At 66.2% G+C, this 23,933-nt stretch carries 17 protein-coding genes; 2 read left to right on the plus strand and 15 right to left on the minus strand.

The window, feature by feature from the left end; all coding sequences use genetic code 11:
• Positions 1–100: 100 nt before the first annotated feature.
• The 11 genes from C1876_RS06780 to C1876_RS06830 all read right to left on the minus strand — a co-directional run bounded on the left by C1876_RS06780 (position 101) and on the right by C1876_RS06830 (position 17,538).
• The gene (locus tag C1876_RS06780; RefSeq protein ID WP_114545962.1) at positions 101–2,296 is read right to left on the minus strand and encodes a YhgE/Pip domain-containing protein; all 2,196 of its coding nucleotides are present in this window, start codon (positions 2,294–2,296) and stop codon (positions 101–103) included.
• Positions 2,293–4,878 (minus strand): YhgE/Pip domain-containing protein, encoded by a 2,586-nt coding sequence (locus tag C1876_RS06785; protein ID WP_114545963.1) that lies wholly within the window; start codon positions 4,876–4,878, stop codon positions 2,293–2,295. The genes C1876_RS06780 and C1876_RS06785 overlap by 4 nt, the downstream gene beginning before the upstream one ends.
• A gap of 34 nt (positions 4,879–4,912) precedes the next feature.
• The gene (locus C1876_RS06790) at positions 4,913–5,332 is read right to left on the minus strand and encodes a hypothetical protein (protein ID WP_114545964.1); all 420 of its coding nucleotides are present in this window, start codon (positions 5,330–5,332) and stop codon (positions 4,913–4,915) included.
• Positions 5,333–5,464: 132 nt separating this feature from the next.
• Entirely contained in the window at positions 5,465–6,025 is a 561-nt protein-coding gene (locus tag C1876_RS06795; RefSeq protein ID WP_244910065.1) for a putative ABC transporter permease, read from the minus strand.
• A complete protein-coding gene (locus tag C1876_RS06800; protein WP_114545966.1) occupies positions 6,018–7,109 on the minus strand; it encodes a putative ABC transporter permease in 1,092 nt (363 codons plus the stop codon). Before C1876_RS06800 ends, C1876_RS06795 begins: the two co-directional genes overlap by 8 nt.
• Positions 7,110–7,312: 203 nt before the next feature.
• Positions 7,313–10,384, minus strand: a complete 3,072-nt coding sequence (locus C1876_RS06805) for a mechanosensitive ion channel domain-containing protein (RefSeq protein WP_114545967.1) — start codon at positions 10,382–10,384, stop codon at positions 7,313–7,315.
• 11 nt (positions 10,385–10,395) lie between these two features.
• Positions 10,396–11,232, minus strand: a complete 837-nt coding sequence (locus C1876_RS06810) for a transporter substrate-binding domain-containing protein (RefSeq protein WP_114545968.1) — start codon at positions 11,230–11,232, stop codon at positions 10,396–10,398.
• A 208-nt stretch (positions 11,233–11,440) separates the two neighbouring features.
• Entirely contained in the window at positions 11,441–12,643 is a 1,203-nt protein-coding gene (locus C1876_RS06815) for an NADP-dependent isocitrate dehydrogenase (RefSeq protein WP_114545969.1), read from the minus strand.
• Positions 12,644–12,741: 98 nt separating this feature from the next.
• Positions 12,742–13,326 (minus strand): methylated-DNA--[protein]-cysteine S-methyltransferase, encoded by a 585-nt coding sequence (locus C1876_RS06820; protein WP_114545970.1) that lies wholly within the window; start codon positions 13,324–13,326, stop codon positions 12,742–12,744.
• Between the two features lie 9 nt (positions 13,327–13,335).
• A complete protein-coding gene (locus tag C1876_RS06825) occupies positions 13,336–14,817 on the minus strand; it encodes an Ada metal-binding domain-containing protein (RefSeq protein ID WP_114545971.1) in 1,482 nt (493 codons plus the stop codon).
• Between the two features lie 99 nt (positions 14,818–14,916).
• The gene (locus C1876_RS06830; protein WP_244910066.1) at positions 14,917–17,538 is read right to left on the minus strand and encodes a DEAD/DEAH box helicase; all 2,622 of its coding nucleotides are present in this window, start codon (positions 17,536–17,538) and stop codon (positions 14,917–14,919) included.
• A 108-nt stretch (positions 17,539–17,646) separates the two neighbouring features.
• Here C1876_RS06830 and C1876_RS06835 point away from each other — a divergent pair, with 108 nt between their 5' ends.
• The gene (locus C1876_RS06835) at positions 17,647–18,759 is read left to right on the plus strand and encodes a putative NPN-dependent ornithine cyclodeaminase (RefSeq protein ID WP_114545972.1); all 1,113 of its coding nucleotides are present in this window, start codon (positions 17,647–17,649) and stop codon (positions 18,757–18,759) included.
• On the opposite strand, the gene brnQ is transcribed toward C1876_RS06835, so the two are convergent.
• The 3 genes from brnQ to thrH all read right to left on the minus strand — a co-directional run bounded on the left by brnQ (position 18,725) and on the right by thrH (position 21,587).
• The gene (gene brnQ, locus C1876_RS06840; RefSeq protein ID WP_244910067.1) at positions 18,725–20,092 is read right to left on the minus strand and encodes a branched-chain amino acid transport system II carrier protein; all 1,368 of its coding nucleotides are present in this window, start codon (positions 20,090–20,092) and stop codon (positions 18,725–18,727) included. The genes C1876_RS06835 and brnQ overlap by 35 nt on opposite strands.
• Positions 20,085–20,873 carry a rhomboid family intramembrane serine protease gene (locus C1876_RS06845; protein ID WP_114545973.1) on the minus strand — a complete coding sequence of 263 codons (789 nt, stop codon included), beginning with the start codon at positions 20,871–20,873 and terminating at the stop codon, positions 20,085–20,087. The genes brnQ and C1876_RS06845 overlap by 8 nt, the downstream gene beginning before the upstream one ends.
• Before the next feature lie 114 nt (positions 20,874–20,987).
• Positions 20,988–21,587: a bifunctional phosphoserine phosphatase/homoserine phosphotransferase ThrH gene (gene thrH / locus C1876_RS06850; protein ID WP_114545974.1), complete on the minus strand. Its 600-nt coding sequence runs from the start codon at positions 21,585–21,587 to the stop codon at positions 20,988–20,990.
• A gap of 147 nt (positions 21,588–21,734) precedes the next feature.
• On the opposite strand from thrH, the gene C1876_RS06855 reads away from it, so the two are divergent.
• Positions 21,735–22,178 (plus strand): zinc ribbon domain-containing protein, encoded by a 444-nt coding sequence (locus tag C1876_RS06855; protein WP_114545975.1) that lies wholly within the window; start codon positions 21,735–21,737, stop codon positions 22,176–22,178.
• 74 nt (positions 22,179–22,252) lie between these two features.
• Here the strand turns inward: C1876_RS06855 and ettA are convergent, their stop codons facing one another.
• On the minus strand, positions 22,253–23,932 hold the full coding sequence (ettA, locus tag C1876_RS06860) for an energy-dependent translational throttle protein EttA (RefSeq protein ID WP_114545976.1): 1,680 nt from the start codon (positions 23,930–23,932) through the stop codon (positions 22,253–22,255).
• Position 23,933: the final 1 nt, after the last annotated feature.

The following is a 23,933-nucleotide window of genomic DNA, read 5'->3' on the forward strand; positions in this document are numbered from 1 at the left end:
CGGATTCCCTTCTCTTGTATCCGCTTGATTATCCCACAACCGTGCACGAAACGCGAAGCGGACCCGAGACCAACGTCCCGGGTCCGCTTCGCAGCGACGCCTACATGATCTTCGTCTCCTCAAGCTTCTCGATGACGAAGTCGTTCAGCTTGATCACCGGCTTGCGGAGCACGAGGCCCAGCAGCAAGGCGGGCACGAGGAACAGCAGCAACTGCCCGATCTGCACCGCGTATTCCGAACCGTATATGCCGCCGATGCAGGCGTGCATGGCCGCAATCCCATGCGTGAACGGGAGGAACGGATAGACGGCCTGGAAGAACGGCGCCGTCATCTCGATGGGGAGCGTGCCGCCCGAACCGGCCACCTGCATGACCAGCAACACGACCGCAACGGCTTTGCCGATGTCGCCGAACGACACCACGAGCGTGTACACGAGGAAGCTGAACACGAGCGCCACCGCCCAGCCTGCCAGCATGAACAGCAGCGGATGCTCGCATTGGATACCGAGGAACAGCAGGTCGCCCAAGCATACGAACGTGCTCTGCAAAAACGCCAGCACGGCGAAGATGCAGAAGCGGCCGAGGTAGCGTTGATGCAGCCGAACATCGCTTCCGAGCGCCGCGATGCGCCGCTCGGGCACCTCCACCTTCATCATCGCAACGAGGATGATGGAACCCACCCAGAGCGACAGGACGGTATAGAACGCCGCCATGGAGGAACCGTAGTTGGCGATGCCGTACACGCTGTGGCGATCGATGCTCACCGGCGACGACAAAAACGACGCCATGCCCTCGGGGTCGGAGCCGACGATGCGCTTCACCTGCTCGAGGTCGCCCACGGAAAGGGCTTCGGCCAGCTCCTCGCGTTGCGCTTTGAGCTTGGCGCTCGCGCGTTTGAGCGCATCGCCCGCTTGGTCGAGCGCCACGCGCGTTCCATCCAAATCGCCCGCAAGAGCGTTGGAAACGCCCGTCAAAGACGAAAGCACGTACCCCACATCGCCCGACACGCGTTCGGCCGAATAGCGTACCGACGACAAGGTCGAACGAAGGGTTTCCGCTTGATACGACAGGCCGCTTTCGTAATCGGTGCGGATGCCCGAGAGGCTCTCGCGCGCTTGGCCGAGGAGCGATTCCACGTCGCGACGATCCTCTGCGGCGGTTTCCAAGGTTTTCCCCACATCGTGGGACAGCCCGTCGATGCCCTTTTTCAGCGAATCGAGCGACCGTATGGCACGATCGAACTTCTCGATGGTTTCCTTGTTCGCAGCTGTGTCTTCCGGGGTGGGCGAAGCGTTCGCATCCTCGATGTCCTGTATCGCATCGCGCACCTGCACCAGGTTGTCGGACAAGTGCTGAAGGTCGTCCGAGGCCTTCTTCAAGTCGCCCGCAACCTCGCCCGCCGGCTTCTCGGCAGCCTCGAGCCCCTTGTCGATGCTGCGGGCGATGACGTCGAAGCTCTCGCCGCTTTGAGCAAGCGTCCCGTCCGCAACCGCCGTCGCCTCCGAAAGCGCATCGCCCACGCTCGCAAGCCCCGCGCTCGCCTCGTCGATCGCGCTCCTCGAAGACGCCGACGCGGCCCCCGAATCGCCCATGATGCCCGACGTCGTCTGGACGAGCGACGACGTCGACACGAGCAATGCGGAGAATGCCGTGGCCTGATCGGCGGCGTTATCGAGGTCGGCTTCGAGGTACTCCAGGTTTCGACTCAGCGTCGCGGCGTACGAGCTCATGGCGTCGCCGTCCATGAACGTGATGAGCTGCGAGATCACCTTGAGGCCCACTTCGTCCACCGTGCTCGCGAACGTTTCGTCGATGCTCGCCTGCACGGCGCTTGCGCCTTTGTCGGTCACGCGCGGAGCGATGGCGTTCTCCTTCTGATTCGAGTAGTACACGATATCCGAATGCTTGATATCGGTGGAAAACAGCGTCATCATGTCGGCGCTGAAGCTCTCGGGGATCACGATGGCGGCGTAGCAGGAACCCGAGCGCACGCTCTCCACCGCCTCGTCCTCGCTCACGAATTCCCAGGCGAACTGGTCGTTCGCCCGCAAAGCCGCCACCACGCTGTCGCCAATGTTGAGATCGACGGGAACAAGATCGCTCGAATACCCTTCATCCGCATTCGCCACGGCTATCTTGAGCCCGTCGGTGTTTTCGTACGGGTCCCATCCGCCCAGGATATTGAACCACGCGTACATCGCCGGCACCACGACGAGCCCGACCAGCACGACGACGCCCACGGCGCTCTTCGTCGCGTTCTTGAGGTCGGCGACGAATATCTCCCAGATGTTCCTCATGAGCGGCCCTCCCCTTCCTGCTCGGAGGGCTGCATCATGCCGGCGCGCGAGCCGAACGTCAGATGCGTGCGCACCTTATCGCGCAGGTCGCCTTCGTCCATGTCGGCAAGATCAACCTGATAGTCGAGGTTTTCGTGGACGTATTCGACCCCGATGAGGAACCCGTCGATGGCGACGAGCAGCACGATCCAGATCACGAGCATGAGCAGTTTGCCGTCCACGCCCACCTGCAACGTGAACATAAGCGCCAGCATGACGAGGGAGAAGGTGGCGAGCGCCGCGTATCCCGCATGCAGGTAGTGGCGGTAGCGCCGCTCGAACCGTTCGAACCGTCGGTTCAGCGTCGTGCGATACGCATCGGTGTCGAGCAGCGCGCGGATGACCGTGCGCAACCGATAGCGCTTGCGCTCCAGATCGCCCTGCTCGCACACCATGACGCCGGTTTCCGCCAGCTTGCGATCGAACAAGAGGTTGATGTTGAGCAGATACGGTCGCGCAACGAGCCCGATCAGCAGCGCAACGGGCAGGAAAAGGGCCAGATGCGCAAGGTCGATCCAGTACGCGCCGCCGTACATGCCGCCGATGGCTTCGCGCAGCGCCCCGATGCCGTACGTGAACGGCAGAAGCGGATGGATGGCCTGGAAGAACCCCGACATCATCTCGACGGGATACATGCCCGAAGAACCGGGGATCTGCATGATGAGCAGCACCACGGCAAGCGCCTTGCCGATGTGCTTGAACGCGATGCCGAGCGCATAGATAATGTTGAGGTACACGAACGACGCAAAGACGCCGGCCGCCACGAACGCCACCGGCTCCACGCACTGCACGCCCAGCACGAGATCGCCGATGCACACGATGAGCGCCTGCACGGCTGCCAGCATCACGAGCAGTATCCAACGCCCGAAGTAGCCCTGCGTCGGCGTCATCCGCTCGATGCCTTCGCGATCGACTTCGAGTTTGAATATGGCGATGAGAACGAAACCTCCCACCCAGAGCGCAAGGTTCGTGTAGAAGGGCGCGACGCCGGCACCGTACGTGTCCACGGGGAATACCACCTCCGAGCGCAGCGTCACGGGCGCCGCCATGAAGCTTGCCACGTCGTCCGAGTTGAGTCCGAGGAGGGTGGAAAGCTGATCGAGCGAAGCCGATTCGTTCAGGGCCGCCAGATCGGTAGCCATGGCATCGAGCTGGCCTCGCGCCGAACCGAGCGACCAACCGGAGGACGAAAGCGCTTGTTCGGCCTGGTCGAGCGTCGATTGCATCTGCGCGACCGCAGCATCGGCCTGCGCGACAAGCGATTCGAGCGCCGAAACCGCGCCGCCGAGCGTGCCCGAGGCTTGAGCGAGGCCGTCGAGCCCGTTCGACAGCTGCGGCATCACGTCGGACGAAAGCGCGCGCTGCGACTGCGAGAGGTCCCCCGCTTCCCCCTGCACGGCGCCGCTCACCGCAGACGTAGCGTCCGCAGCGGCCACCATCGCGGTTCGCACGGTCTCGCTCGCCTGCTCGAGCATGACGATCGTCTCTTCCTGACGGTCGTTCTCCTCCTCCAGTTTCTTGATGAGCGCGGCAAGATCGGCGCTCGGATCGGGATGGGCCTCTTTAAGCGCTGCGAGTGCAGATTCGCCCTCTTTCAGCACATCCTTCGCATCGTCGAGCATGCCGTCCACGCGTTTCTGCAACGCCACGATGTCGCCCGCCGTCCTCCCGATGGCGGCATTCGCCTGCACGGCCGCGTTGCTCGCGTACGAGCTCGCATCCCCCACCGCAGCAGACGCTGACGAGAAATAGCCGTTCGCCGCCCATCGCGCCGATGACAGGAGCGAGCTCCCTTCGCCGAGCGCCTCGGTCAGTCCCGGAAGCTCTGCCGCCAAATCGGCGAGCGTTCCCCGAGCCCGTTCGGCGGACTCCTGCGAAGAAGCAACCGTGCCCGCCATGCTCTCGAGCAGCGCCTGCGCCTGATCGAGCGCCGCGACGGCGTTGTCGACGTTCTTGACGGCGTCGCTTTCGGCCTGCGCTTCATCGTCTTCGGCTTCCCAACCCGCCTGCTGCGCCTTCCCGACGACGGCCTTGCTCACCGTTTGAACGAAGGTCTCGTTGATCTGCTGCTCTATGGCGGCGGCACCGGCGTCGGTCACCTTCGGGGCAACCGAGTTCTTCTTCTCGTTGACGTAGTATTCCAGCTGCGGCCGTTCCGCACCGCCGTATGCGGCACTCACCAAATCCGCGCTGAACCGTTCCGGGATGATGACGGCGGCGTAATACGCGCCCGAACGCACGCCTTCAAGGGCTTCCTCGGACGACACGAACTCCCAGCCGAGTTGGGTGTTGTCGTGCAAGCCGGCCACCACTTCGCTCCCCACATCGAGCGCGCCCACAAGCTTGTCCGACGTGCCCCGATCGTCGTTGCTCACGGCCACGCGGATGCCCGCCGTGTTCGCGTACGGGTCCCAGTTCGCCTCGATGCTGTACCACGCGTACAGCGAGGGTATGACGCATACGCCCAACGTGATGACGAGCGCCACCGGGTTGCGCAGCAGCCTTTTCACGTCGCGAGCGACTATCTGGAAGATCGCGTTCATCCAGCCCCTTCACTTTCCCCGAACCGAAAGAGCCCTACGCCTGCTTTTTGACGGCGTTTGCCAAGTAGGTGCACACGGCGATGATGAGAATGCCGATGAGCGACTGCCACTGGAACGTGCCCTGGGCAATGCCCATGCCAAGGCTGATCAGCGACAGCACGAGGCCGATGATGCACAGCACGAAGAACGCGCCGGCCTTGCGCGGGTTCTTCGCGCCGCGCAGGCCCAAGAGGGCGATGACGACGTAGACGACGCCCGCCACGATGGTGCCCACCCCGATGCCGATGGCGGCCGTGGCCATGTTCATCGTCGTGCCGTTCACGTCCATGCTCTCGGCCGACATGCCGGGCACCTGCGAGCCCGCCGTCAGGAACACGCCCAGGAGCAGCATGAGGATGCCCCAGACCAGCAGCAGGATGGATATGACTTTCAACGCTTTTTGGGAACCGGACATGATTTTTTCCTCTCTTCATCGCGTGCACACTGTTCGCACGCTGGTTGTGCATACACGCCGAAGTCGAACGCGACGTCTTCCTTCTCCCACCGTGCGCCTTCGCGCTATCCGCACCGCCCGCACCCCGTCCCTTCACGAGAACTTGACCGCGCACAGCACGGCGAACCCCGCCACCGTCGCGAGCGCCACCGCGTCCATGACCCGCGCCGGCACCTTCGCCAACGCCCGCTCGCAGAGCGGGTACACCGCCCACGTGTACAACATGGCCACCGCGCCGAGCGCAAGGTCGTTCACGAGCCACGCCTGCCCGAGCACGTTGAGCGGCAGCACGGAGTTATCCCATAGGGGATACTCCCCCAGCTCGTTCGGCTGGTTGAGCAGAAGCCCCATGACCAGCTCCATGACCAGGCACGCCACAACGGCGATCAGGTAGAACTCCGCCCCCGCGCCCCGCCGCGTGCGCCGGCGCGCCAGAAGGCGCTCCTTCAACGGCACGAGCACGATCGCGCACACCGCCACGCCCACCCCGTAGACGAGGAAGGGGTAGAGCGGGTCGGCCCACACGAGCGAGTCCTCGTCCACGATGCCGAACAGGTCCATGAACGAGCAGTACGCGATCTCCATCCAGTGGCCCGCCACGCTGAACACGCAGAAGTACACGGCGAGATTGCGCCAGAACACCCGGTCACGCACTCGAGGACACCGTCGCTCCCGGCGCCATGGATTGCAGGATGCCCTTCGCCGCATTCACGACGTCCTCCTCCGGCACCGCCACGTTCACGCAGTACAGGAAGAACAGGATGCTGAAGACGATGACCACCGCGATGAACGCGATGTTCATGGCGTACGGCGGCACATGGGCGAGCAGTTTCTCCAAACCCGGATAGATAACCCAGGTCATGAGCGTGGCCACGAAGCCGAACGCAAGCGCGTTCTGCAGGCATACTTGGCCCATGAAGTTGCAGAACATGTCGCGGTAATCCCACAGCGGCAGCGTGCCGTCGGGCAGCGGCTGGTTGAGCATGAGTCCCATGGCGAGCTCGATGCTCGTGCACACGAGCGCGTTCGCCACGAAGCTCAAAGCCAGCGGCACCGCATGGCCGCGGAAATGCTTCTGCAGGAGGTTCTTGACGGGGAACAGCACGAGCACGCAGGCCACGGCACCGAAACCGTACACGCAGAACGGATAGAGCCAGTCGTGCCAGATCTGCGAGTTCGGATCGTAGATGCCGGGAATCAACCCGAAGCGGATGAGCGTGCAGTAGCCCGCTTCCATCCAATGTCCCACCACGCTGAACACGCAGAAGTAGATGATGAGGTTGCGCCAGAACCCCCAGGTGCGCGGTTGGAAGTAGCCGCGGTGCTCATCGAGCTGCGCCTGCGCCTTCTCGTCGGAGAAGGGATGCACGAGCACGGCCTTGACGCGCCGCGACGTGAGGAAGTAGGCGATGAGGATGATGTCCGACGACGAGGCGATCACCTGGTCGAGCAGGTCGAACGAGCCGGTCGCCAGGTTGTACGCCGTGCCAACGACGATGTTGAACAGGCTGAACCCGATGACGAATCCGCGCGTCGCCCGATAGCGGTGCCATATGAGCCAGAAGCAGATGCCGTCGAAGACGAGGTTCGCGTAGTCGAGGATCTCCGCGAACCCCAGCTCGTAGCTCCCCTTGATCATGAACACCAGACCCGAGACGGTCAGCGCGATGTTGAGGGCGAAGAATACCTGGATGACCCGCATGAAGCCGAGCTTCTTCGGATTGTTGAAATCGGTCATGCACGCGCAGCTTTCTACAATGGATATCGGGGCCAGTTGGTAAGGCAACGAACAGTATACAAAGACGCAACACGTCGACGAACCGCAGCTCTCAGTTCAAATTTAAGTGGAATGTCGCGAGACCGGAGGATCGACGCTCCGCAAACGAACGAACCCGCGGCAATACGGCCGCGGGTTCGTCGCTTCCCCCTTATCGAGCACGCTTACCGCGTTTTGTCCTCCTCTTCCTCGAACACGTCCTCCGAGGCTTCCTTCTGCTGCTCGTTGAACTTGTCGGCGCTGCGCTTCTCGGCCGCGGTGGCCTTGCGGCGCTCGGTGGGCTCGTTGATAACCACCTGCGGGAACGGGATGCCGATATCGTACTTGTCGAACAGCAGCTTTATCTCGCGGTTCAGGTCGCGCTCGAGCTGCGCACGGTCGCCCTCGTTGCACTGCACCACGATGCGGATGGTCACGCTGTTGTCGCCCAGCTCCACGACGCCCTTGTAGAACGGGCCGTCGATGGTCTTCGGCAGGCGCTTGCGGATGTTCGGCAGCTCCTTCGCCAGGATGTTCTCCACGCGCTCGAGCGACTCGCCGTACTCGATGCCGACGTCGCACGAAGCGTAGGACACTTCCTTCGTCATGTTGACGACGTTGCTGATGTCGCTGTTGCGGATCACCTTGATGTTGCGCGATCCGTCTTCCACCTTCGTGGTGCGCACGCCGATCTCCACCACGGTGCCGCGCCAATCGCCCACCTTGATGGTGTCGCCCACGCGGAACTCGCCCTCGAAGATAATGAAGAGCCCGCTCAGGATATCGCTCACGAGCTCCTTCGCGCCGAAGCTGATGGCGATGGACAGGATGCCCGCCGAAGCCAGCAGCGTGGTGGTGTCCACGCCCACGAGCGCCAGGGAGTAGTACACCATGCCGATGATGGTGGCGTACTTGATGAAGCTGCCCAAGAGGCGGCACACGGTCTCGCCGCGGGCGCCCAGCACGGTGGCCAAAAGGTCGAGCAGCTTCTGCAGCGCGGTGACCACGGTCAGCGCCACGCAAATGAACATGATGCACGCCGTGATGGCGAACACGTTCACGCCGCGCTCCCACTCCCCTCCCAGGATGTAGGAGAAGATGGAGCCGCTGCCGAAGATGCGATCCTGGAACACCACGGCCACGAACACGGCGATCACCGAGACGGCCACGAGCCAGCGCACCACCGTCACGGTCTTCTGCTCGGCCGTCTTCTCGCTCCACCTGAACGAACGGGAAAGCCAACGGCTTGCAGCCGATTCGGTCTTGGCCGTGCGCCCGCTCGGCATCTTCACGTCGAACATGCGCGCTTCGGGGTCGCTCACGGGCCCGGCCACGTACACGCTGCGCCTCGAGTCGAACGCCAGCAAGAGGAAGATCACCACGAGGCACACGAGCGCCACGGCGCCGGTCGCCAACGTCAAGGGCACGCGCTCGCCCATGAGGTCGCCCTCGGTGCCGGCGAGGTAGAGGTAGTACTGGTCGGTTTCCGCAGACGAGGCGTAGTACGTGGTGCCGTCGATGGTGAGATAGTCGCAGAAACCGTCCTTGAGCTGGTTCTCCACCATGCCGTGCTCGAGCACCGGCTTGCCCTCGAGGCGCGTGTCGGGGAAGTACGCGAACGTGCCGTCCGCCTTGTTCACCGCGAACGCGAAGCCGTCGGCACCGGCCTTCACGCCGTCGAGCACGCTGTCGATCTGCACGGTTTGCAGCAGGCTCTCGAGGCGCGTCGCGCGCACGCTGATCTGCACGAGGCCGTCCACCTCGCCGTCGGCGCCGTGCAGCGCCACGCCGATGTACTGGCGCAGCTCGCCCGATATCTCGTCGGACAGCGGCTCCTGCACCACCGAGTCGGCGCCCTGCAGCAGCTTCTTGAACGCGAACGACTGATCCTCCGGGTCGTCGCTCAACTTGAAGTTCGTGTACGAGGAGTTCGTCGCCGTCAGCACGCCGTCCGCATCCATGGCGAACAGGTACTGCACCTGCAGCGCGTCGGCCAGCTTCTGCAGGTCGTCGCGGTTCTCGAGCGCGGGGTTCTGGTCGAGGATGTAGCCGGCCACCGTGGCCTTGCTCAGGTAGCGCTCGCTGTACTGGTCGTTGAGCGCCTCCATGCGCTCGGTCGAGCGCTCCATCGTGTCCACCACTTCGGCGACGCGCTCGTTATTGGCCACCGATTCGCTCGACAGCGCGAACAGCGTCTGCATGTAGAACGACACGCCCAGGATGCCCAGGAAGCCCACGAGCGACAGCACGGCCGCCTTCCGACCGATCACCTTGTTGTAGCGCAGGGGTCCCACCTGGCTGAAGTTCGCCGGGTCGAAGCCGTGGCGCTCGTCCTCGCGCATGACGAAGATGCCGTACATGATGACCACGGTCATCACCGCGAAGAAGATGAACAGGATGACGCCCACCGTGATGTTGCGGGTGGCGGCCATGTCGCTTTCGGGCACGGCGGCGATGTAGTACGTGTCGCCGATCTTGCTCACGTTGGCGTACAGCGACGCGCCGTCGAGCGTCATCCACGAGACGGCGCCGTCTTCCAGGGCGGTCGCATCGATGCCGGCGTCGAGGGCGTCGGCGCCCACGAGGTTCTGGTTCGGATGGTACGCGATGAGGTAGTCCTGCGCGGACACGGCGAACATGAAGCCGTGCTGCCCGATGGCGATGTTCTTGAGCACGCTCTCGGTCGAGCCCGTCACCTGCACGAGCTGGCGCAGCTCCTCGGGATTCTGCTCGATCACCACCATGGTGTCGTCGTCGATGCGCGCCGCGTAGTAGCGCATGAGCCAGTTCTCGTCGGGCAGTTCCACCTCCACGGCCTGGGAGGGCTTGCCGTCGGCGAACACGGTGCGCAGCTGGTTGAAGCGCGACGACGAGAAGTCCGCGAGCGTGTCCTGCGCGCCGGCGATGAGGGTGCCGTCGCGACCCACCACCATGACGTTGTCCACGCCCAGCAAGTCCTGGTATTCCACCATCTTCGCCTGCGTGGCCGCGAAGCCCGCGTTGTTGTTCGCGATGAAGGCGACGCTCTCGGCCTTGGACTGGTAGATCTCGTCGAAGGTGACGGTGTTCTGCTCGACGTTCTCGTTCGCCGAAGCCAAGAGCTCGGGAAGCGCGTCGGCCTCCTGCTGCATCTCGGTGGTGTAATCGCCCAGCGACAGCTCGGTCTGCATGGAGGACAGCAGCACGCCCATGCCCGTCATGCTGAGCGCCGCAACCGCCACGAGGACGGCTATTTTGATTTTAAGTCTCCTAGACATATGCGCCCCCGTTAATCCCATTTATCCGTCAGCGCAGCGATGGTGCCGTCGTCGAGCATCGACTGCACGGCTTCGGCCACCGGCGTGCTCAGCGAGGAGCCCTTCTGCGTGGCAACGCCGTACTCCTGCGTGTCGATGGTGTAGTCGAGGATGCTGCGGTCGGCACTCAGATACGTGTGGGCGATCGCGCCGTCCATGCACGCCGCGTCGATGGTGCCCTCTTCGAGCGCCTTGCTCAGATCCTGGTAGGAGGCAAGCTGCACCAGGCGGAAGGTGTCGAACTGCGTCATCGAGTGGTCTTCGTTCTGCTCGAGCGCCTCGCCCGAGGTGAAGCCCGACTCCGTCAGCTTGAGCGCCAATTGGGGAGCGGTGTTCGTGCCCGCCATGGTGCCGAACGTCAGGCCCTTGAGATCGTCGACGCTCGTGATGAGCGAGCTGTCCTCAACCATGACGACGGACGAGTCCGTGTAATAGGTCGGCGAGAAATCGAAGTTCTCCTCGCGCGACGCCGCGACGGAATAGCAGGCGATCATGCAGTCGACATCGCCTTCCACCAGCATCTTCTTGCGCGTATCGGGCGTGACGGTGACGAACTCCACATCGGCGTAGCCCATGCGCGCGGCCATGTCCTCCGCGATGTCGATTTCCAGCCCGTAGTACTTGTTCGTTGCCTCGTTGAGGTAGCCGAAGCCCACCACGTCGCTGCGCACGCCCACCCGCAGCGTGCCGCTGCCCGACGATGCCTTCGCATCGCTCCCGCCGCAGCCCGCCAACCCGGCGAGCAGACACGAGAGCACGAGCGCGACGAGCGCCAGCATGGCGCGTCTCGCCCCTATCGTCTTCCCCATCGTTCCTCCCATTCGCAAACCATGCCTTCGCCGCCGAGGGCGAAGTAAACCGAAAATGGTAAGTATGGCAAAAGAAACGAAGGCGTAACGTCTGAAATCCCAGTTCAAGTAATAGTTGAATCCCTGGTAACCGCACCGCGAACATGAGAAGAGCCGCCCGGTCGGGGCGGCTCTTCGAAGACGCGATACGAATGGGGCGGCTGAGCGCTTACGCCTCGAGGCGCTTCGCGATGGCCTGGATGAAGCCGTGGGTGCTGAGCTTCGTCGGATTCGGCAGCGTGGTGATGAGCGCGAGGTCGCCCGTCATCTCGCCGGCCTCGATGGTGTTGAGCGTGGCCTTCTCCAAACGGTCGGCGAACGCCACGAGGTCGTCCAAACCGTCGAGCTCGCCGCGCTTGCGCAGGGCGCCCGTCCACGCGAAGATGGTGGCCACCGAGTTCGTGGACGTCTCGCCGCCCTCGAGGTGGCGGTAGTAGTGGCGCTGCACCGTGCCGTGCGCGGCCTCGTACTCGTACACGCCGGCCGGCGACACGAGCACCGACGTCATCATGGCGAGCGAGCCGAACGCGCTCGACACCATGTCGCTCATCACGTCGCCGTCGTAGTTCTTGCAGGCCCAGATGAAGCCGCCGTCGGCCTTCATCACGCGCGCCACGGCGTCGTCGATGAGGGTGTAGAAGTACTCGATGCCGGCCTCTTCGAAGCGCGGCGCGTACTCGGCGTCGTAGATCTCCTGGAAGATGTCCTTGAAGCGGTGGTCGTACTTCTTGGAGATGGTGTCCTTCGTGGCGAACCAGATGTCCTGCTTCACGTCGAGCGCGTACTCGAAGCAGCTGCGCGCGAAGCTCTCGATGGACGCGTCGAGGTTGTGCATGCCCTGGGCGATGCCGGGGCCGTCGAACTCCTGCACGAGCTCGCGCGTCTCGGTGCCGTCGGCGGCGGTGTAGACGAGTTCCACCGTGCCGGGGCCGGGAACGCGCAGCTCGGTGTTCTTGTACACGTCGCCGTACGCGTGGCGGGCGATGGTGATGGGCTTCGTCCAGTTGCGCACGCAGGGCTCGATGCCCGCAACCGTGATGGGCGTGCGAAACACGGTGCCGTCGAGCAGGGCGCGGATGGTGCCGTTCGGGCTCTTCCACATCTGCTTGAGGTCGTATTCGCCCATGCGCGCCGCGTTCGGCGTGATGGTGGCGCACTTCACGGCCACGCCCAGGCGCTTGGTGGCCTCGGCGGAATCGAACGTCACCTGGTCGTCGGTGGCGTTGCGGTGCTCGAGGCCCAGGTCGTAGTACTCGGTTTTAAGGTCGACGTAGGGAGTGATGAGCTCGTCCTTGATCATCTGCCAGATGATCCGCGTCATCTCGTCGCCGTCCATTTCGACCAAGGGCGTGGTCATTGCAATTTTCGTCATAGGTTCCTCCGTGTTCGCCCGGGCATGTTCCGATCCTCTCGAACGCATATGATACCTCAGCACGGCGCGAACCGGGCGCAATCCGACGCAAGAAGCATCTACAGGGCGGTGCCCTTCTTCGGAACCTTGAGCGCGGCCACGTCGACGCCCTCGAGGGACAGCAGGCGCTTCTTGCGCTCGATGCCGCCCGCGTAGCCCGTCAGGCTGCCGCCCGCGCCCACCACGCGATGGCAGGGCACGACGATGGACACGGGGTTGCGGCCCACCGCCACGCCGACGGCGCGCGCCGACACCTTGCCGCCGCCGCGCGCGAGCGCGATCTCGTCGGCGAGGGCGCCGTACGTGGTGAGTCGCCCGTACGGGATGGCGCACAGGCGCACCCACACCTCCTCCTGAAACGGCGTGCCGTGCAGCGCCAGCGGCGGCAGCGGGCCGGGATCGGCGCCGTCGAAGTAGCGGTCGAGCCAGGCGACGGCCGCCTGCAGCCCCGGCGCGACGGCGCGCGCCTCGGGGCCCGCGAGCCTCACGAGCGCGGCGGCCTCGTCGCCCGCCGCGCCCACGCGCTGCTCGAGCTTCTCTTCGTAGTACTTCTGCCCGTCGAGCCAGAGCCCGCACAGGTGCGGCCCGTCGCTCGCCAGGCTGAGCGCGCCCACCGGCGCGTCGTAGGTATCGAGGTAGATCATCGAAGGCTCCTATCCAAGGGGTTCGGACCACAAAGACATGACCGCGTACGAGCGCAGCGGGCTCCACGCCCGCGACAGCGCTTCGATCTCGCGGGGCGCAAGGCCCGGGAAGGCGTGCTTCACCGCGTAGTCGGCGGCGGGAAACGCATCCGGGTAGGCGAACGCGCGCATGAGCGCGTACTGCACGGTCCACGGACCGATGCCCGGCACGTCGAGCAGCGCCTCGGCGTTCGCCTCGACGTCGGCGCCGGGCCGCAGCTCGAGCGCGCCGGCCTCCAGCTTCTCGGCGACGGCGCAGATGGAGCGCGCCCGCTGCCGGATGACCCCCAGCTCGCCGAGGCGCTCCGCCGCGCCCGCGGTGCAGAAGGCGGCGGGCGCGGGGAACAGCGTGCTCAGCTCCTCGAAGGGCGCAGGCGCCCCCGCCGAGCCGAGCGAGGTGCCGAACGCGGCCGCCACGCGTCCCGCCAGGGTGTTCGCCGCCTTGACGGTGATCTGCTGTCCGAGGATGGCGCGCACCGTCATCTCGAAGCCGTCGAAGCTGCAGGGCAGGCGCACGCCTTCGAGGCGAAACGCGCCGCCTGTGCGATCGTGGAAGCCGGCCAGCCCCTCGTCGATGAGACGCGGGTCGCAATCGGTGTCGAACAGCAGGCGCGCCTTCGCCGCCACGAGCGGCAGATGGCCGTAGAGCGACTCGGACACCGTGAGTTCGAGCGCCGAGCGCTCGGGCCGGTTGCGCACGGCGATCCAGCCGACGGACTTCCCGATGCGCACGGTGCGCTTGTACACGCCGTCCGACACGCTCTCGACGCCCTCGATGGCGCGGAAGCGCAGGAACGCGAGCAGCTCGTCGTAGCGGTACGGCGCGCGGTACCCCAGCAGAAACGACACGCTTCCCGCCGCCGCGCCGTCGGCCGCGCCCGTGCGCGCGGTTCCGCCGGCCGCAAGCTGCCGGCGGAACCGGCCGGGCGCCAGGCGGTAGGAAGCGCCGAACGCCTCCTCGAAGCGCCGCGTCGACGAGAAGCCGCAGGCCCGCGCCACCTGCGCGACGGGCAGGTCCGTCTCGGTGAGCAGCGACTTCGCCAGCAGCAGCCGGCACGTCGTGCGGTAGCGCACGGGGCTCACGCCCCAGGTCGCCTCGAACACCCGGCGCAGGTGCCGCTCCGACACGCCCAGGCTCGCGGCGAGCGCGGCAACCGACGAGGCGGAGCCGTCGCGCAGCGCGGCCGCCGCGCGGGCGGCCAGCTCGTCCATCTCGAGCGTGGCGGGCTGCCCCGGCGCAAGCTCGGGGCGGCACTTGAGGCACGGCCGGTACCCGGCCGCCTCGGCCGCGGCCGCCGTCGGGAAGAACGTGCAGTTCTCGCGCTTGGGAAGCTTCGCGGGGCACACCGACCGGCAGTAGATCCCCGTCGAGGACACACCCACGAAGAACAATCCGTCGAACCGCGCGTCGTTCGCGCGCAGGGCCTCGTAGCAGGCGTCGTCGTCAAGCATCGGCATCCTCCCTTCGCGTCGCCCTCCGCCGTGCGCCCTCCATACTACCGTCTCCGCACTCCGAAAACACGCGGTTTTCGGACACGCAAGCGGTTCGCGCTACTCCCCCACCTCTTCGGCGAAGCCCACGCGGTAGTTCTTGAACACCGCCTCGCCCTCTTCTTGCGTGGCGTCGAGGTCCACGTCGGCGACGATGGCGAAATCGTGGTCCTCTTCCGGGTCGCTGAATATCTGGCGGACGTGCCACACGTGCAGCGCCTGCTCGTCGGCCTCGTCGATGGCGAGGTAGGCCATCGAGCGCGCGTCGGCGTCGATGAGGATGTCCTCGTGCGCGTCGAAGTAGGCGTCGAGCGCGCGCTGCCAGCGCGGCTCGCCGCAGCCCCAGTCCTGATCGAGCTTGCCCAGCTCGCCGACGCGGCCCTGCGCCGCAAGGCGCACGCGCTGGAACAGCGCGTTGCGCACGAGCACGGTGAGGCCGCGGCGATCCTGCACCACGACGTCGCCCATCGCAGGCGGCGCGACGTCCACGGCCGCGCCCGCGCTCTCCCACTCGTCCACGAGGCTCGAGTCCACCGAGCGCACCACGAAGCCGAGCCACGCGATGACGTCGACGAGCCGCTCGTCGCGCTTATCGGCCGGCACCGTGCGGTCGAGCACGCGGTAGGCGTCGGACAGGTAGCGCAAGAGCGTGCCCTCCGAGCGCGCGATGCCGTAGCGCTGCACGTAGCCCTTGAAGTCGGAGGCGCCTTCCACCATGTCGCGCAGCACGCTCTTCGGCTCGAGCGCGTAGTCGCGCGCCCACGGCACGTCGGCGCAGTAGCGATCGAACGCCGCGTCGAGCAGCTCTTCGAGGGGGCGCGGGTACGTGATCTCGGCCAGGCGCTCGAGACGCTCCTCGTAGTCCACGCCGTCGGCCTTCATGTCGGACATGGCCCTATCGCGCGCGGCGCGCTCCTGCGCGCGCAGCACCTGCCGCGGGTTCTCGAGCGTGGCCTCGACCATGGAGATGACGTCGAGCGCGTAGGTTTCGCTCTCGGGATCGAGCAGCTCGAGCGCCGCCAGCAGAAACGGCGACAGCGGCTGATCGAGCGCGAAGTCCTCCGGCAGGTCGACGGTGGTCACGTACGCGACGGCGCCGCCCTCGTCCTGCACGCGCTCCACCACGTCCGCGTCGATGAGCGTCTTGAATATCTCGTCGGCGCGCTGGCGCAGCGCCGCTTTCTCCTCGTCGGTTTGCGCCGAGTCGTCGATGAGCTGGCGCACGCGGCCGTAGGCGTCGCCGCCCTGCACCACCTCGGACAGCACCATGGAGTGCGTGATGCGCATGCGCGGCTTGAGCGTTTCGGGCACGGCCTCGATGAGCCGCTCGAACGTCTGCTTGTTCCACGTGACGAAGCCCTCGGGAGGCTGCTTCTTCTTCACCTTGCGCTGCTTCTTCGGATCGTCGCCGGCCTTCGCCATGAGCTTCGCGTTCTCGATGTCGTGCTCGGGCGCCTCGGCGATCACCATGCCCTCGGTGTCGAAGCCCGAGCGCCCCGCGCGCCCGACGATCTGGTGGAACTCGCGCGCCCGCAAGCGGCGCATCTTGTGGCCGTCGAACTTCGTGAGCGCCGTGAGCACCACCGTGTGGATGGGCACGTTGATGCCCACGCCCAGGGTGTCGGTGCCGCAGATGACCGGCAGCAGGCCCTGCTGCGCCAGCTTCTCCACCAGCAGACGGTAGCGCGGGAGCATGCCGGCATGGTGCACGCCCACGCCGCTGGCCAGCAGGCGCTTGAGCGTCTTGCCGAACGCCGTGGTGAAGCGCGTGCCCTTGACCGCTTCCTTGATGAGCTCGCGCTGCTCTTTGCCGGCCACGCCGTAGCTCGACAGCGCCTGCGCCGTGGACAGCGCCGCGTCCTGCGAGAAGTGCACGAGGTACAGCGGCGCCTCGCCCTTGCGCAGGGCCAGCTCCACCGTGCCCTCGAGCGGCATCTCCACGTACTCGTACGACAGCGGCACGGGGCGCGGCGCGTCGGCCACGACGTCCACCTCGACCCCCGTGCGCGCCTTGAGCGACGCCGCGATGTTCGACACGTCGCCCAACGTGGCGCTCATGAGCAGGAACTGCGTGTTCGGCAGCGTGAGCAGCGGCACCTGCCACGCCCAGCCGCGGTCGGCGTCGCCGTAGAAGTGGAACTCGTCCATGGCCACGCAGCCCACGTCGGCGCGCTCGCCCTCGCGCAGCGCCTGGTTCGCCAGGATCTCGGCCGTGCAGCAGATGACGGGCGCCTCGGCGTTGATGTGCGCGTCGCCCGTGATCATGCCCACGTTCTCGCGTCCGAGCACGTCCACGAGGTCGAAGAACTTCTCGCTGACGAGCGCCTTGATGGGCGCCGTGTAGTACGCGCGCTTGCCCGTGGCCAGCGCCATGAAGTGCAAGCCCAGCGCCACGAGCGACTTGCCCGAGCCCGTGGGCGTGCCCAGGATCACATGATCGCCCACCATGAGGTCCATGAGGGCCTCTTCCTGGTGCGGCCACAGCTCGATGCCGCGCGCGGCCACCCAGTCGAGGAACCGGTCGAGCGCTTCGTCGGCGGAAAGCCACGGCTCGGGCGCGGGTTCGCCCTCTTCGGGCTCCCACCACGCGGGCGCGAGGCGGCCGAGCGAGCCGGGGCGGGCGGCCTCGGCGTCGTCGTTGGAGGCGGATAGGGGGATGAGGTCGTTCGTCTGTTCAGTCATGCTCACCAGTCTAGGGGAACCGGGCGCGCGACGCCACTCCCAAAACCGCGTCCTGCTATAATCGTGTTTCGAGAAACCTACCGCTTCCGCACAGATCGAAGGCCGCCCATGAGCTTCGTCCTCAACCCCTACACCGAACCCGATTTCACCCGCGCGCCGCTGGCCGACGCGCCGGACGCCGTGCTGCAACCCGCGCCGAAGGACGGCGTGGCGCCCCAGGGCTACCACGCCCTCAGCATCTACCCCGAGTACTTCAAGATCGACGGATCGTGGATCATGGCGCAGGAGAGCCGCATGGACTGCGTACCCGTTTTCGAGGACGGCGTGATCGCGGTGCGCGAGTTCCGCCACCTGCACCAGGGCGACCTCGTGGTATGCGGGCGCACGGAGAACGGGCGCGACGGCATCTACGTGCACACGAAGGGCTTCGACCCCGTCTGCGCCGATGCGGCGGGCGACGAGGCCCCCTGCCCCGACAACTTCGCGTTTCGCCTGGGACGCTCGCGCGAGACCGCCTTCTCCCGCGAGTACGACGAGCTCTACGAGCTGCTCAAGCACGAGCGCGAGCACGGCTACGTCGTGTGGGTCATGGGGCCGGCGTTCTCGTTCAACGGGTTCTCGCGCACGGCGTTCTCGAAGATCATCGAGGCCGGCTACGTGGACGCCGTGTTCGCCGGCAACGCCCTGGCCACCCACGACCTGGAGGGCGCGTACTTCCACACGGCGCTCGGCCAGGACATCGAGACGCAGGAGAACCGCCCGCTCGGCCACTACCACCACCTCGACACCATCAACAGCGTGCGGCTGCACGGCTCCATCGGACGCTTCATCGAGGAGGAGCAGGTGGACAACGGCATCATGTACGCCCTCGAGAAGACCGGCGTGCCCTATGTGCTGGCCGGCTCCATCCGCGACGACGGCCCGCTGCCCTGCGTGTGCGGCAACGCCTACGAGGCGCAGGACGCCATGCGCGCCCACCTGCGCAAAGCCACCACGGTGGTGTGCATGGCCACCATGCTGCACACCATCGCCACGGGCAACATGACGCCGTCGTACCGCGTGCTCGCCGACGGCACGGTGCGCCAGGTGTACTTCTACTGCGTCGACATCGCCGAGTTCGCGGTGAACAAGCTCATCGACCGCGGCTCGCTCGCCTCGCGCGGCATCGTGACGAACGTGCAGGACTTCATCGCGAACGTGGCGAAGGGGCTGGGACTCTAGACAGCACCGCGCCCACGACGGCGCCCGCCACGGCGGGCAGCACCCACCCGAGGCCCATCGCGGCGAACGGCAGCGCGTCGAGCGGCAGCCACAGGCCGGGCGCGAACGCGTCGCGCAGGCCCACGATCACGCTGAACGCCGCCGTGACCAGCACGGCCCACGGCCACATGCGCGGCAGGCGGTCGCACTGCCGGTGCAGCAGCCCCATGATCACGAGCACGATGGCGGGCGGGTAGAGCGCGCCCAAGAGCGGCGCGGAGAACGCGAGGATGGCGTCGAGCCCCAAGAGCGACACCGCGCAGCTGAACACGGCGAACAGGGCCGCCCACGCCGCCAGCGGAACGCGCGGAACCGCCTCGGAGAAGTACTCCGAGCAGCACGAGATGAGCCCCGTGCACACGTTCAGGCAGGCCAGCAGGAAGATGGCCGCCACGATGACGGTGCCCGCCGCGCCGAAGTGCGCGCTTGCCGACGCCGTGAGGATGGCCGCGCCGTTCGTCGCGTCGGGCATGGCCGCGCCCATCGACGCGCCCACGAACCCGAGCCCGCAGTAGATGGCCATCATGAGCGCGCCGGCGATGACGCCCGCGCTCGAAATGGACCCGGCCACGCGCTTCGGGTCGCTCACGCCCAGCTCGCGCACGTTCGCGGCCACCACGATGCCGAAGCAGAGGGCGGCCAGCAGATCCATGGTCTGATAGCCGGTGAGGAAGCCGTGCGAGACGGCGCTCTCGGCGTAGGGCGCGTGCGGGGCCGCGGGCTCCCCCGCGCCGCCCAGCACGGACGCGCCCACCACGAGCACGATGAGCAGGATGAGCGCCGGCGCCGAGAAGCGGCCGAGCACGCGCGACAGCAGCCCCGGCCGCAGGGCCAGGGCGAACGCCACGCCGAAGAACGCCACCGAGAACACCACCGCCATCATCGTGGCGCCCGCGGCGTCGGCGGCGGGCAGGAGCGGCTTGAGCATCTCGAAGGCCGTCGACGACGTGCGCGGGATGGCGAGGAACGGGCCGATGGTGAGGTACATGAGCGCGATGAACACCGACGCGAACAGCGGGCTCACGCGCCCGGCCAGCTCGCGCACGCCGCCGCATACCGCCACGGCCACGATGCCCAGCACGGGCAGCCCGATGCCCGCCGCGAGGAAGCCCGCCATGGCCGACACCGCTTCGCTGCCGGCCTGCAGGCCCAGCAGCGGCGGCAGGATGAGGTTGCCCGCGCCGAAGAACATCGAGAACAGCATGCCGCCCACGGCCAGCAGCTGCGCCGGGCGCAGCCCCGCGGCGCGGGGCGCGCCGTCGCCCGCGCCCGCGTGCTCGTGTCCGCTAGCCACCGAGCACCCCCTGCGAGGCGAGCAACCACACGAGCGCCGCCACCCACAGCACGGCCACCGCCACGCGCACGGGCGTCGGCACGCGCAGGTTCTTGGCCGGGATCATGAACATGGCGATGAGGCCGCCCAGCGCGCCGCCCAGGTGCCCGCTCACGGAGATGTTCGGCACGAGCAGGGTGTAGGCCACGTTCACGGCGATGACGCCCAGCATGCCCTTGCTGTACTGCGCGAAGAACGAGCGGTTGCCCTTGTGCAGAAGCCCCAGCAGCGCCACGGCCACGAACAGGCCGAACACGCTCGTCGACGCGCCCGCGCTCACGGTGGGGCCGCCTCCCAGCACCACGTCGGCCGCGTACGACACGGCGTTGCCCGTGATGCCGGACACGAAGTACAGCAGCAGGAAGTTGCCGCGGCCCAGCACGCGCTCGAGCACTTCGCCCACGCTGTAGAGGGCCACCATGTTGAACCCGAGATGCATGAGGTCCATGTGCAGGAACATGGGCGTGACGAATCGGTACAGGTCGAGCGGCGATTGCACGAGCGGTGCGTACATGGCGCCCATGTCCACGAGCACGCGCGTGGACACGTTCACGTTCAAACCCGACAGCACGACCTCGAGGGCGTAGACGAGCACGTTGATCGCGATGAGGACGAGCGTGACCAAACGGTAGCGGTTGCGCTCGAGGAAGCTCGGACGCGTCGCCGCCATCATGCGCTTCAACTGCTCGTCGTCGATGACGCCCTTCGGTCCCTCAACCGGCGTGTTCACCTTGTATGGCACGGATAGCTCCTCGTCTCGGCTCTGCTGCGTTCTGCTCGAAAATCACCTGAGCATACTACCATGACCGCGACGCGCCGAGACGAGAAGATACCGATCCGCAACCGGGCGCGGGCGCTACAGAGCCGCGACGATGGCCGCCATGAGCTCGTCGTACTCCTCGTAGGCGGGCAGCTCGGGGTGCTCGGCCTTGATGGAGTCCGGGCTCTTGAACAGGAAACCCGCCTTGCTGGCCTCGATCATCCCCAAGTCGTTGTGGCTGTCGCCTGCGGCGATGGTGTCGAACCCGCAGGACTGCAGCGCACGCACGGTGGTGAGCTTCGAGTGGGGGCAGCGCATCTTAAAGCCGCTGATGCTGCCGTCGTCGGCCACGTCCAGCTCGTTGCAGAAAATGGTGGGCCAGCCGAGCTTCTTCATGAGCGGCTGAGCGAACTGGGTGAACGTGTCGCTGATGATGAGGACCTGCGTCGTGGCGCGCAGCTCGTCGAGGAACTCCTTGGCGCCCGGCAAGGGGTCGATGCGCCCGATGGTCTCCTGGATTTCCTTGAGCCCCAGCCCGTGCTCCCGCAAGATGTCGAGGCGGTAGTTCATCAGCTTGTCGTAATCGGGTTCGTCGCGCGTCGTGCGCGTGAGCTCGCCGATGCCGGTCTCCTCGGCAAACGCGATCCAAATCTCGGGTACCAGCACGCCTTCCAAATCCAGGCACACTACGTTCATCGTATCTCCTTATCGAAGGTTCCGCCACGTCATCGTGCCATCATACCCGGAAACGGGCCCGCACGCGCGGCGCAACGCTTTGTTTCTTTACGGCGGGCGCGCACGCGTGGTTCAATGGCAGGGCAACCCGCCGACGAAAGGAACCTCATGGCCATCTCAGACGTGCTCGTCCGCATCCGCAAGGAGCGCAACCTCACCCAGGACGATCTCGCGCGCAAGCTCTTCGTCACCCGCCAGGCCGTCTCGCGCTGGGAGAACGGCGAGACGTCGCCGGGCATCGACATGTGCAAGCTCATCGCCACCACGTGCGACGTGCCCGTCACGCTGCTGTTGGAAATGCCCGACGGCGACTTCTGCCAAAGCTGCGGCATGCCGTTCTACCAGGAGAAGGACCACGGCACCGAAGCGGACGGCTCGCCTTCGGAGGAATTCTGCTCGTGGTGCTACCGCGACGGCGCCTTCCTCGAGGACGAGACGCTCGAGGAGCTCATCGAGCGCTGCGCCCCCGGCATGGCCGAGTCGTGCCACATCACGCTCGACGAGGCCGTGTCCTTCATGGGCGCCCTGCTGCCCACGCTCAAGCGCTGGTAGCGCATCCTCCGCACGCGAAGAGGCCCCCGGATTCGTCCGGGGGCCTCGTTCGTTTCGCGCCGTGCGGCCGAAGCTTAGTTGCGGGTGAGCTTGCGATGGACGCGATGGGGCTTGGCGGCCTCTTCGCCCAAACGCTCGATGCGGTTCTTCTGGTAGTCGTCGAAGTTGCCCTCGAACCAGTGCCAGTTCCCCGGGTTCTCGTCGGTGCCCTCCCACGCCAGGATGTGCGTGGCGATACGGTCGAGGAACCAACGGTCATGGCTCGTCACCACGACGCAGCCGGGAAACGCCAGCAGCGCCTCCTCCAAGCTCTCCAGCGTTTCGACGTCGAGGTCGTTCGTGGGCTCGTCGAGCAGCAACAGGTTGCCGCCCTGCTTGAGCGTGAGCGCGAGGTTCAGGCGGTTGCGCTCGCCGCCCGACAGCACGCCGGCCGGCTTCTGCTGGTCGGGGCCCTTGAAGCCGAAGCTCGACACGTAGGCGCGGCTCGGTATCTCCTGATCGCCCACCTTCATGAAGTCGAGGCCGTCGGACACCACTTCCCACAGCTTCTTGTTCGGGTCGATGCCGGAACGGTTCTGATCGACGTAGGAGATGCTCACCGACTCGCCGATTTCCAGCTCGCCGCCCGTGAGCGGCTCAAGCCCCACGATCGCCTTGAACAACGTCGACTTGCCCACGCCGTTCGGGCCGATGACGCCTACGATGCCGCCCTGCGGCAACGTGAAGGACAAGTCGTCGATGAGCACGCGGTCGCCGAACGCCTTGTGCACGTGCTTCGCCTCGATCACCTTCGCGCCCAGACGCGCGGGCACGGGGATGGTGATGTCGGACACGCTCGTCTTCTCGAACGTCCGCGCCTCGGCGGCCATCTGCTCGAAGCGTTCGATGCGCGCCTTGCTCTTGGCCTGGCGCGCCTTCGGGGACGAACGAACCCAATCGAGTTCGGAGCGCAGGCGCTTCGCAAGCTTGTCCTCGCGCTGACCCTGGCCTTCGAGGCGCGCGGCCTTCGTTTCGAGATAGGTGGAGTAGTTGCCCTTGTAGGGGAACAGCTGGCCGCGATCCACCTCGCAGATCCACTCGGCCACGTTGTCGAGGAAGTAGCGGTCGTGCGTGACGGCCAGCACGGCGCCGGGATAGCGGCGCAAGAACTGCTCGAGCCACAGCACCGATTCCGCGTCGAGGTGGTTCGTCGGCTCGTCGAGCAGCAGCAGGTCGGGCGATTCCAGCAGCAGCTTGCACAGCGCGACGCGGCGACGCTCGCCGCCGGACAGCACGTTCACCGGCATATCGGGATCGGGGCACTGCAGCGCGTCCATCGCCTGCGTGAGCTGGCTGTCCAAATCCCAACCGTTCGCCGCGTCGATAGCGTCTTGCAGCTTGCCCATCTCGTCCATGAGCGCATCGTAGTCGGCATCGGGCTCGGCCATTTCCATGCCGATGGCGTTGAAGCGCTCCACCTTCGCGATGACGTCGCCGAACGCCTGCTCGATGTTCTCGATGACGGTCTTGTCGTCGTCGAGCGGCGGCTCCTGTTGCAGGATGCCCACCGTGTAACCCGGCGTGAGGCGCGCGTCGCCGTTCGACACCTCCTCGATGCCCGCCATGATCTTGAGCAGCGTCGACTTGCCCATGCCGTTCGGCCCCACGACGCCGATCTTCGCGCCCGGATAGAACGACAGCGACACGTCGTCGAGGATGACCTTGTCGCCGTGCGCTTTGCGCGCCTGATGCATTTGGTAGATGAATTCTGGCATG

The organism is Eggerthella sinensis (genome assembly GCF_003339815.1).
Taxonomy (GTDB): domain Bacteria; phylum Actinomycetota; class Coriobacteriia; order Coriobacteriales; family Eggerthellaceae; genus Eggerthella; species Eggerthella sinensis.